Source organism: Pseudorhodoplanes sp., from assembly GCF_035565795.1.
Taxonomy (GTDB): domain Bacteria; phylum Pseudomonadota; class Alphaproteobacteria; order Rhizobiales; family Xanthobacteraceae; genus Pseudorhodoplanes.
Window position 1 is genome coordinate 1 of sequence record NZ_DATMRV010000177.1, and the last position, 9003, is coordinate 9003.

Below are 9003 nucleotides of genomic sequence, written 5' to 3' on the forward strand. Positions count from 1 at the left end.
TTCCGCAACTCGGTTATAGCGGCGGGCTCGTGATCCTGCTGATCGCCTTTGTGGATGAACTGATCCATGTCCTGCGCGGTTATCCGCCGCGCTACGAGAAGCCGAAGCCGAAGACCGCCGAAGAGGTGGTCGAACAGGCGATCCAGAGCGGCGTGTGACATGGAGCTGCTCAGCGCCGCCGCGATCCTGTTCGGCTTTCTCATCATCCTGCTCGCAGGCGGGGTGTGGATCGGTGTCGCGCTGCTCGCGACCGGCTGGGCTGGAATGCAATTCGCCGGCGGTGCGATCCCGGCCGGCTCGGTGCTTGCCACCACGGTCTGGGGCAACAGCGCGTCATGGTCGCTGGCCGCGCTACCGCTGTTCATCTGGATGGGCGAGATCCTGTTTCGTACGCGATTGTCGGAGGAAATGTTTCGCGGCTTTTCGCCCTGGCTGAACTGGCTGCCGGGGCGGCTGATGCATGTGAATGTTCTGGCATGCGGCGTGTTCGGCTCGGTGTCCGGATCGTCAGCCGCAACATGCGCGACGGTCGCCAAGATCGCGCTGCCGGAGCTCAAGAAGCGCGGTTACGACGAAAAGCTCGCGCTTGGTTCACTGGCGGGCGCCGGTACGCTCGGCATTCTGATCCCGCCGTCGATCACGATGGTGGTCTACGCCGTGCAGGCCAATGTCTCGATCATCCAGATTTTTCTCGCGGGTTTTCTGCCCGGCTTACTCGTAATGGTTCTGTATTCCGGCTACATCGCCGGCTGGTCGATCTTCAACCGCGATCGCATGCCGCCGGCGGATCCGCCGATGTCGTTGCGGCAGAAACTGGCCGAGTCCGCCAATCTCGTTCCGGTGGCGCTGCTGATCGCCTTCGTCTTTCTGTCGCTGTTGCTCGGCTGGGCGACGGCAACGGAATGCGCCGCCTGGGGAGTGCTCGGTTCGCTTGCGATCGCGTGGTGGCAGGGCTCGCTGTCCTGGGAGTCGTTCTGGGCGAGTGTGATGGGCGCGACGCGGGTCAATTGCATGATCCTGCTCATCCTCGCCGGCGCATCCTATATGGGCACGTCGATGGCCTATACCGGCATTCCGCAAGCGCTCGCGGCCTGGGTTGAAAGTCTGCAGCTCAATGCCTATTCGCTGATTGCTGCGCTGACCGTCATGTACATCCTGCTCGGAACCGCGCTCGATGGCATCTCGATGATCGTGCTCACGACCGCGATCGTGATCCCGATGATCAAGCAGGCCGGGCTCGATCCCGTCTGGTTCGGCATATTCCTTGTGCTGGTCGTGGAGATGGCGGAGGTCTCGCCGCCGGTCGGCTTCAATCTTTTCGTGCTGCAGACCATGAGCGGGCAGGACTCGAATTTTGTCGCGCTCGCTTCGCTGCCGTTTTTCTTCCTGCTTGTTGCTGCGGTTGCGCTGATCACGGTGTTTCCGGATATCGTGATGGTGCTGCCGCGGATGGCTTTTCCCGGTTAACCTGCAAAAGAGGATCCCATGTCGTTTTCCATGTCGATGTCTCGTGCAATTCGATTGATCGGCGGCACCGCACTTGCGCTCACGCTCACCGCACCGGCCTCTGCCCAGACTAAATGGAATTTGCCTGCCGCCTATCCGACCGACAATCCGCACACCGTCAACCTCATGGCGTTTGCCAAGGATGTGGCGGAGGCGACTGGCGGCAAGCTCCAGATCACGGTGCATCCGGGTGCGTCGCTGTTCAAGGCGCCCGAGATCAAGCGCGCGGTCGCGACCGGCCAGGCGCAGGTCGGCGAGGTGCTGATCTCGCTGCACGAGAACGAGGATCCGATTTTCGGCATCGATGTCATCCCGTTTGTCGCCACCAGCTATCAGCAGTCCTACAAGCTGTGGCAGGCATCCAAACCCGCGATCGAGAAGAAGCTCGCCGCGCAGGGGCTCAAGCTGCTGTTCGCAGTGCCGTGGGGACCGCAGGGCATTTACGCCAAGAAGGACCTCAACACCGTCGAGGACATGAAGGGCCTCAAGTGGCGCGCCTATAACGTCGGCACGTCGCGCATTGCCGATCTTGTCGGGGCGCAGCCGGTGACGATCCAGGCCGCTGAATTGCCGCAGGCGCTCGCGACCGGCGTGGTCAACGCGTTCATGACATCGGGTTCGACCGGTTACGACAGCAAGGCGTGGGAGACGATGTCGCATTTCTACGACACGCAGGCCTGGATTCCGAAGAACATCACATTTGTGAACAAGGCGGCGTTCGATGCGCTGGACAAGACGACGCAGGACGCGCTGCTGAAAGCCGCGGCTGCCGCTGAGCCGCGTGGCTGGAAGCTCGCGGAGGAAAAGGCCGGGTGGTATCTCGACCAGCTCAAGGCCAACAAGATGAAGGTGCTGCCGCCGAGCGATGCGCTGAAGGCGGGCATGCTGAAGATCGGCGAGCAACTGACGTCGGACTGGATCAAGAAAGCCGGGCCCGATGGCGCCGCGGTGATCGAAGCTTACAAGAAGATGTGAGCGCCAACGCACATTCGCAAAGCCCTCGCGCAAGCGGGGGCTTTTTCTTTTGCGTTCGGGATCGTTTCGACTTGCGCGTGTGGCGGAGACGCTCGTTCGTACTTTGCACTACGGCGATTTCGGTGTAGCGATTTTCGAACGCTTCAAGTCTGGTGTCGAGGAGAGCCGCTTGCATTTCCGTGTGGAACTTGTCTGGCAGGACGACAAGCAGGAGGACGTTCCTTCGATCTACCTGACCTCGGACGGCCGCGTGCTGCTGCAGGGCCGCTCTGTCTCTGATGACGAGCGCGAGCACTTCAAGGTCCCGCCGGGTAGCGACCTGATCAGTATCGATCGCCGGGTGATCAAGGCGATCAAGGGAATGTTGTAGGCGCGCGCCAAGACGCGCCGATGCAAGGGAGAACGTAAATGTTCCTGAAGAACTTCTGGTACGTCGCGGCCTGGGATCGCGAGCTGGCAGACAAGCCGCTCGGCCGCACCATCCTGAACGAACCGGTGGTGCTGTTCCGTGATGCGGAAGGCAAGGCGATCGCGCTGGAGGACAAGTGTCCGCATCGGCGCGTGCCACTGTCCATGGGTAAGGTGGTCGAGGGCTCGCTGCTGCAATGCCACTATCACGGGCTGCGCTTCGACCGCTTCGGCAAATGCGTGCGCATCCCTGGCCAGGAGTCGATCCCCGACGCAGCGAAAGTGAAGGCCTATCCCGTGGTCGAGCGCTATCACTGGGTCTGGATCTGGATGGGCGATCCGGCGCTGGCCGATCCTGCAACCATCCCTGATTATCATTATCTCGATTCCCCCGATTGGGGCGCCAAGGGCACCTACATCCACGTTAAGGCGAACTGGCAGCTGATCGTCGATAACCTGCTCGACCTGACACATCTCGCCTTCGTGCATGAATCGACCATCGGCAATGCTGCCGTCGCCGAGAACGCGGAAGTGCGCGTGAAGCGTACGCCCGGCGGCGTTCTGGTCACGCGCTGGATGATCGACAAGCCGGCACCGCCGACCTACGTGAAGGCGGGCGGTTTCATCGGCAATGTCGACCGCTGGCAGTTCATCGATTTCCTGCCGCCGGCCTTCCTGCGGCTATCGGTCGGCGCGACGCCGACCGGCACTGGAGCGCCGGAAGGCAAGTTCGTCGGCGGCATCAACATGCGCAACCTCAATGCGATCACGCCGGAAACCGAGAGCACCTCGCATTATTTCTGGGCGCAGGCGCACGACTTCGACGTGAAGAACGAGAAGCTCACCGACATGATCTTCGAGCAGGTGAAGACCGCCTTCCTCGAGGACAAGGAGGTGTTCGAAGCCCAGCAGCGTGTCATCGACGCCGATACATCGGAATCGCAGGTCGACATTCATGCGGATGCCGGCGGCATTCAGGCGCGGCGCATCCTGTCGCGTCTGTACAGCGAGGAGCAGGCCGCGCGGCAGGCGGCCGAGTAACTTTCAAGCTTTTGTGGACGGGCGGCCGACGCGCATGCGCGTTCCGACCGCCACCGTCACGACTACAGCGGTCGCAAACACGATGGTGAGCGGGTCGATCGGCTCGCGCGCGAACATGGCTGCGATCAGCACAACGAAGAATGGCTGCAGCAAACCGATCTGACCAGCGCGCGAAATCCCGGCCATGCCCATCGCCGCATTCCAGAGGAAGAAGCCGACGAACTGCGCCATCAGTCCGGCATAGAGGATCGCGCTCCACACGCGCAGCGAGACAGCAGCTGTGTCGGCGGGCCAGGTCAGGACCACCGCAGCGATCGATACGGGGAGCGACAGCATGACCGCCCAGGAGATCACCTCCCAGCCGGGCATCATCCGCGTGAGCCTGCCCGAATAGGTATAGCCGACGCCGCCACACACCACCGCCCCGAGCAGGTACAGGTCGCCCGGTGAGAGCGTGTAGCCGCCGCTGCGATACAGCGCGAAGCCCATCACCAGTGCCGAACCGATCACCGCCGCGATCCAGAACCCCGCGCTCGGACGCTCGCCCTCGATCACGGCTGCGGCCGCCGTGGTCATCAGCGGCATGATCCCGAGGATCACGCCGCCTTGCGCGGAGGGGACCGTCACCATGGCCAGCGCGGACAAAAGCGGAAAACCGAGCACGACAGTGAACGCGACAATCGAGAGCGGCCACCAGGCGCCGCGCGGCGGCAGCCTGCGCCGCGTGAGTGCAAGCATCGCGACCCCGGCGAGCCCGGCGACGGTCGCCCGCATTGCCGTCAGGAAATAAGGATCGACCTCGGTCACGGCGATGCGCGATGCCGGCAGGCTGCCGGCGAACACAGCCACACCGAGCACGCCGAGCAGGAGTCCAAGATTTTGGCGATTGGCGACCATGGAAGGAGAACGGGAAAGGGCAGGGGATTCGCGGCGCACGTTATTGGCGCGGCCGCTCCGCGACCAGTGCGTTGCGCGCACGGACGCAATGCAGTTCGCGTCACGTGCCACTTCACATGATTGCCATTTCACATGATCATCGATGCACCCATCGCGATCACGGTCGCCGCCATCAGTGCGGTCGCGCCCCACCCGGCGATCGCGAGACGGCGGCCGGCGCGGAATCGGCCCATGATCTTGTGCGTCACGATCAGCATCATCATTGCCATGATCGGAACCGCAACCACGCCGTTGATGATCGCGCTCCAGATCAGCATCCGGATCGGGTCGAGCGGCGTGAAGGTGATGCCGAAGCCGATCAGCGTGGACGCTGCGATGATGGCGTAGAAGCCCACCGCGTGCGGCACCTTGGCTTCGAGCGACGACGGCCAGTCGTAGAGTTCGGCGACTGCATAGGCCGCCGATCCGGCGAGTACGGGAATGGCGAGCAGACCGGTGCCGATGATTCCGATCGCGAACATCAGGAAGGCAAACTCGCCGGCGATCGGGCGCAGCGCATTCGCGGCGTCTGCGGCGGTCTCGATATTGGTGATGCCCTGCGCGTGCAGGGTCGCGGCGGTGGTCACCATGATGAAGAACGCGATGGCGTTCGAGAACACCATGCCGATGCTGGTGTCGGCGATGATCCGTTGCGTCTCGCCCCTTCCGCCGCGCGGCAAATCCTTCAGGGGCCGGCGGTGCTTGCTGCGCTGCATCTCTTCGACTTCTTGCGAGGCCTGCCAGAAAAACAGGTACGGGCTGATAGTGGTGCCGAGCACCGCGACCAGGAGCGCCAGATAGTCGGAGGAGAAATCGATTTTCGGCAGCAGCATGCCGATCGCGACCTCCTTCCAGGGAACCTTCACCGTGAAGATGACGCCGACATAGAGGAACAGGACCAGCGTCAGCCATTTCAGGATCGGGCCGTATCGACGGTACGGGACAAACACCTGCAGCAGCACCGACACCGCGGCGAAGATCAGCGCGTGTTCGTGTTTCAGGCCGCCGATAACGATATACAGTGCCTCGCTCATGGCGGCGATGTCGGCGGCAATGTTGATCACATTGGCCACCACCAGCAGCGAGACGAGCGCATAGAGGGCGGGGCTGCCATAGAGCGCCTTTGCATTCGCGGCGATCCCCTTGCCGGTCACGCGCCCGATAAAGGCGCTGACGAGCTGGATCGCGATCATGAACGGCGTCGTGAGGAAGACGGTCCAGAGCAGGCTGTAGCCGAACTGCGCGCCGGCCTGTGAATAGGTCGCGATCCCGGACGGATCGTCGTCGGCGGCGCCCGTCACGAGTCCGGGGCCAAGGACGTTCAGCTTCATGCTCTTCACGCGCGACAGCTTGGGCGGGGTCAGCTGATCCATGACGGCATCTCGGTCGCTGCGCTCGCCCATCCGCGGTGCGTGCGCTCGCGTATATGGGGCCGGGGTCATGATCTGGCGAGGGCCCGGAGCGTTTCTGCACCGGGCCCTCATTCAGCGGATCAGCCAGCCTGTAAGCCGGGTTTTGTATGGCCCGCTGCTCACGCAGCGAACGTGACGGCCATTCATCTGGGACGCCGGTTGCCCGGCGCCTCAAGCAACCTACCCGAGTGGCTGGTCCGGACGGACCCGAGGACTTGGCCTCGCACCACTCCTATTCGGTTTTGCTCCCGGTGGGGTTTACCGTGCCGTTTCCGTTGCCGGAAACGCGGTGCGCTCTTGCCGCACCGTTTCACCCTTGCCGCGGGCTGAACGCTACGCGCCCGAGGCGGTCTGCTTTTCTGTGGCACTATCCCTGGGGTTGCCCCCGCCGGACGTTATCCGGCACCGTTCGTCCGTGGAGCCCGGACTTTCCTCCCCGCCGCCCTTTCGGGATCACCTTTTCAGGATTTTGGCGGAGCGGCCGTCCAGCCGACTGACCCACATGGCATGGGGATGAAAGGTCGCGCCGTCAAGCCTGCTATGCCACCGGCTCGTCGGCCGAATGCGCAGCACCACCATATCGGTTCGCTTCGATCAGGGAACGCAGCGTCAGTAACGTCGACGTATCGAGCTTGCCGTCGCACAGGGCCGGACGGAAGTGCCGCTGGAACGCAGTCACCACATCGCGCGTCGCCTGATCGAAATAGCCATCGGGCTCGATGCCGTAACCGTAATCGCGGAGCGCCGTCTGGAAATTCTGAATGGCATCACCGGAGTCGCCGAATTCGAAGGTCGGCCCGGACACGATCGGAGCGGGCTTCACCCATTGGCCGATGCCGGAGCGATGCAGGGTCATCCAGGGAAACTTTTCGCCGGGATCCTGCTTGCGCGAGGGCGCGATGTCGGAATGTCCAAGGACACGTTCAGGACGGATGTGGTGTCGCCGCACGATGGCGCGGCACAAGGCTGTGACGGCCGCAATCTGGCGCTTCGGAAAATCCGGATAGCCGTTATCGTGGCCCGGATTGACGATTTCGATACCGATCGAGCATGAGTTGATGTCCGTATCGCCGGCCCAGCTTCCTTCGCCGGCGTGCCAGGCACGCCGCGACTCCGGGACACATTGTATGATGCGTCCGTCCTCGGCGACGAAGTAGTGGCAGGAGACTTCGCTGCCCGCTGTGCAAAGCCGTTCCAGCGCCTTCGCCCCGTCCGGCATGCCGGTGTAGTGCAGCAGGATCATATCCGGCAGCCGGTCGCCTGCGCGCTCTCCGTAATTGGGAGAGGGTACCACCTCATGTACGAGCATGGTGTCGGGTTCAAAGGGCGTCATTGACACAGTCTGGTGTTGCCTGCCGCGGCGATAACAATGCCCTCAGTGGTATATTGGCAACGCCATAAAAACAACGGCCGGTCGAATGATCGACCGGCCGTCGCAGCGAATGATTGGTGCTCCGCCTTACTTCGGCGCGGGTCGGCTCGGAGCCGGCTGTGATGCGGCGCGGGACTTTGCCTCCTGATCGCGCTTCGACTCGAACGCAGCGGCCTGTTTCAGCTGATCCTTGGTCATATTCACCTTCAGCTTCACCTCATCGGAACGGATGGTCGTGGCCGCGCCCGACCCGGTAGTCGTGCGATCCGCGTTCGCCGGTACGACTTCGAATGACGACGGCGCCAGCGCCACGTTCTTTGCGCCGATGCCGAGGAAGCCGCCGACGCCGACGACATAGCCCACGACGGTGCCGTTCTTCTCGAACAGAATGTCGGAGATGTCGCCGATCTTCTCGTTATCGGGGCCGATAACGTCAACACCGATGAAGCTCGAGGACAGCCACTGATCGCCGGTCTGCGCGTTGATGAACTTCGCATCTCCCATCGACGGGCTCGAATTTACGGCGCGTTCCGAGTCCTTGGTGCCCTGTTGTGCTTGCGGGCTCATTGGCTGTGTCGGCTGCGTGGTGTCCTGCGCAAGCGCGCCACCAACAAGCAGACCGCTCAGCGCTGTGGTGATCATCATGGTTTTGAGCATGCATCGCCTCCATTTTCTGTCGAAACCTGTGTGCTTTTTCTCTCGCGAACCCACGCGAGTACGCACTGCGAAGCCAACGCGCTTCATGCAGCGACGTTCCGGAAACGATGGGTTGCATCTGCATGTCGCCGTTGCGGGAACTGCGATCGCGACGCAATGGAACCTGATGGACGCGGGACAAGCTTGTGGAAGCAAGGCGAAGTTTGCGTGATGCAAATGCGAGAGGCTTTAACCTTCCTTAAGGTTAAGCGGGCTCTATTGGAGCAGGCAGCCAACAGCTCGTGGCTGCCCAGGTTGGTTCCATTGACGCCCATTGTGTCCCATGATAGCCCAAATCGTCCCATACAGGCGTTGCGGGCCGCAGCGTTGGTCCGACAGCGTGGACCTTGGAACTTCCGTGGACCGGTTTTTTTCCCATTTCATTCTGCGGCTGGACGCCAAGGGGCGCGTTTCGGTTCCGGCGAGCTTTCGCGCCGTGCTGACGCGGGATGGAACGGAGACGTTGTTCTGCTACCCGGCGCTCGACCGTCCGGCGATCGAGGCGGGCGGTACTCAGCTGATGGCGGAAATCGAGGATCTGATCGGACGCTTTCCGCCTTTTTCGGACGAGCGCGAGCAGTTTGCGACGGCGCTCTACGGAACCGGCGAGACCCTGAAGATGGACGGCGAGGGGCGGGTCACGCTTTCCGACCAGCT

At 62.6% G+C, this 9003-nt stretch carries 9 protein-coding genes and 1 other RNA gene; 5 read left to right on the forward strand and 5 right to left on the reverse strand.

What is annotated here, in order from left to right:
* Positions 1-159 precede the first annotated feature (159 nt).
* The 4 genes from VNZ93_RS16200 (at position 160) to VNZ93_RS16215 (ending at position 3930) form a co-directional block, all read left to right on the forward strand.
* Positions 160-1467: a TRAP transporter large permease subunit gene (locus tag VNZ93_RS16200; RefSeq protein WP_325707230.1), complete on the forward strand. Its 1308-nt coding sequence runs from the start codon at positions 160-162 to the stop codon at positions 1465-1467.
* A gap of 18 nt (positions 1468-1485) precedes the next feature.
* Positions 1486-2481 (forward strand): TRAP transporter substrate-binding protein, encoded by a 996-nt coding sequence (locus tag VNZ93_RS16205; protein ID WP_414710094.1) that lies wholly within the window; start codon positions 1486-1488, stop codon positions 2479-2481.
* 79 nt (positions 2482-2560) lie between these two features.
* A complete protein-coding gene (locus VNZ93_RS16210; protein WP_325707233.1) occupies positions 2561-2851 on the forward strand; it encodes a hypothetical protein in 291 nt (96 codons plus the stop codon).
* Positions 2852-2889: 38 nt separating this feature from the next.
* Positions 2890-3930 (forward strand): aromatic ring-hydroxylating dioxygenase subunit alpha, encoded by a 1041-nt coding sequence (locus VNZ93_RS16215; protein ID WP_325707236.1) that lies wholly within the window; start codon positions 2890-2892, stop codon positions 3928-3930.
* Between the two features lie 3 nt (positions 3931-3933).
* Here VNZ93_RS16215 and VNZ93_RS16220 read toward each other — a convergent pair whose 3' ends face one another.
* The 5 genes from VNZ93_RS16220 to VNZ93_RS16240 form a co-directional block, all read right to left on the reverse strand.
* Positions 3934-4827 (reverse strand): DMT family transporter, encoded by an 894-nt coding sequence (locus VNZ93_RS16220; RefSeq protein ID WP_325707239.1) that lies wholly within the window; start codon positions 4825-4827, stop codon positions 3934-3936.
* A 128-nt stretch (positions 4828-4955) separates the two neighbouring features.
* Positions 4956-6239, reverse strand: coding sequence for a divalent metal cation transporter (locus VNZ93_RS16225; protein ID WP_325707242.1), 1284 nt, complete (start codon positions 6237-6239; stop codon positions 4956-4958).
* 115 nt (positions 6240-6354) lie between these two features.
* Positions 6355-6775: RNase P RNA component class A (rnpB, locus tag VNZ93_RS16230), an RNA gene on the reverse strand.
* Positions 6776-6816: 41 nt separating this feature from the next.
* A complete protein-coding gene (locus VNZ93_RS16235) occupies positions 6817-7611 on the reverse strand; it encodes an N-acetylmuramoyl-L-alanine amidase (RefSeq protein WP_325707245.1) in 795 nt (264 codons plus the stop codon).
* A gap of 126 nt (positions 7612-7737) precedes the next feature.
* Positions 7738-8307, reverse strand: coding sequence for a PRC-barrel domain-containing protein (locus VNZ93_RS16240; protein ID WP_325707248.1), 570 nt, complete (start codon positions 8305-8307; stop codon positions 7738-7740).
* Positions 8308-8704: 397 nt separating this feature from the next.
* On the opposite strand from VNZ93_RS16240, the gene VNZ93_RS16245 reads away from it, so the two are divergent.
* The coding region (locus VNZ93_RS16245; RefSeq protein ID WP_414710095.1) for a division/cell wall cluster transcriptional repressor MraZ at positions 8705-9003 on the forward strand (299 nt) is incomplete at its 3' end.

Coding starts and splice junctions, on each gene's coding strand:
- VNZ93_RS16200 (WP_325707230.1), top strand. CDS start 160: ATGGAGCTGCTCAGCGCCGCCGCGATCCTGTTCGGCTTTCTCATCATC.
- VNZ93_RS16205 (WP_414710094.1), top strand. CDS start 1,486: ATGTCGTTTTCCATGTCGATGTCTCGTGCAATTCGATTGATCGGCGGC.
- VNZ93_RS16215 (WP_325707236.1), top strand. CDS start 2,890: ATGTTCCTGAAGAACTTCTGGTACGTCGCGGCCTGGGATCGCGAGCTG.
- VNZ93_RS16220 (WP_325707239.1), bottom strand. CDS start 4,827: ATGGTCGCCAATCGCCAAAATCTTGGACTCCTGCTCGGCGTGCTCGGT.
- VNZ93_RS16225 (WP_325707242.1), bottom strand. CDS start 6,239: ATGGATCAGCTGACCCCGCCCAAGCTGTCGCGCGTGAAGAGCATGAAG.
- VNZ93_RS16235 (WP_325707245.1), bottom strand. CDS start 7,611: ATGACGCCCTTTGAACCCGACACCATGCTCGTACATGAGGTGGTACCC.
- VNZ93_RS16240 (WP_325707248.1), bottom strand. CDS start 8,307: ATGCTCAAAACCATGATGATCACCACAGCGCTGAGCGGTCTGCTTGTT.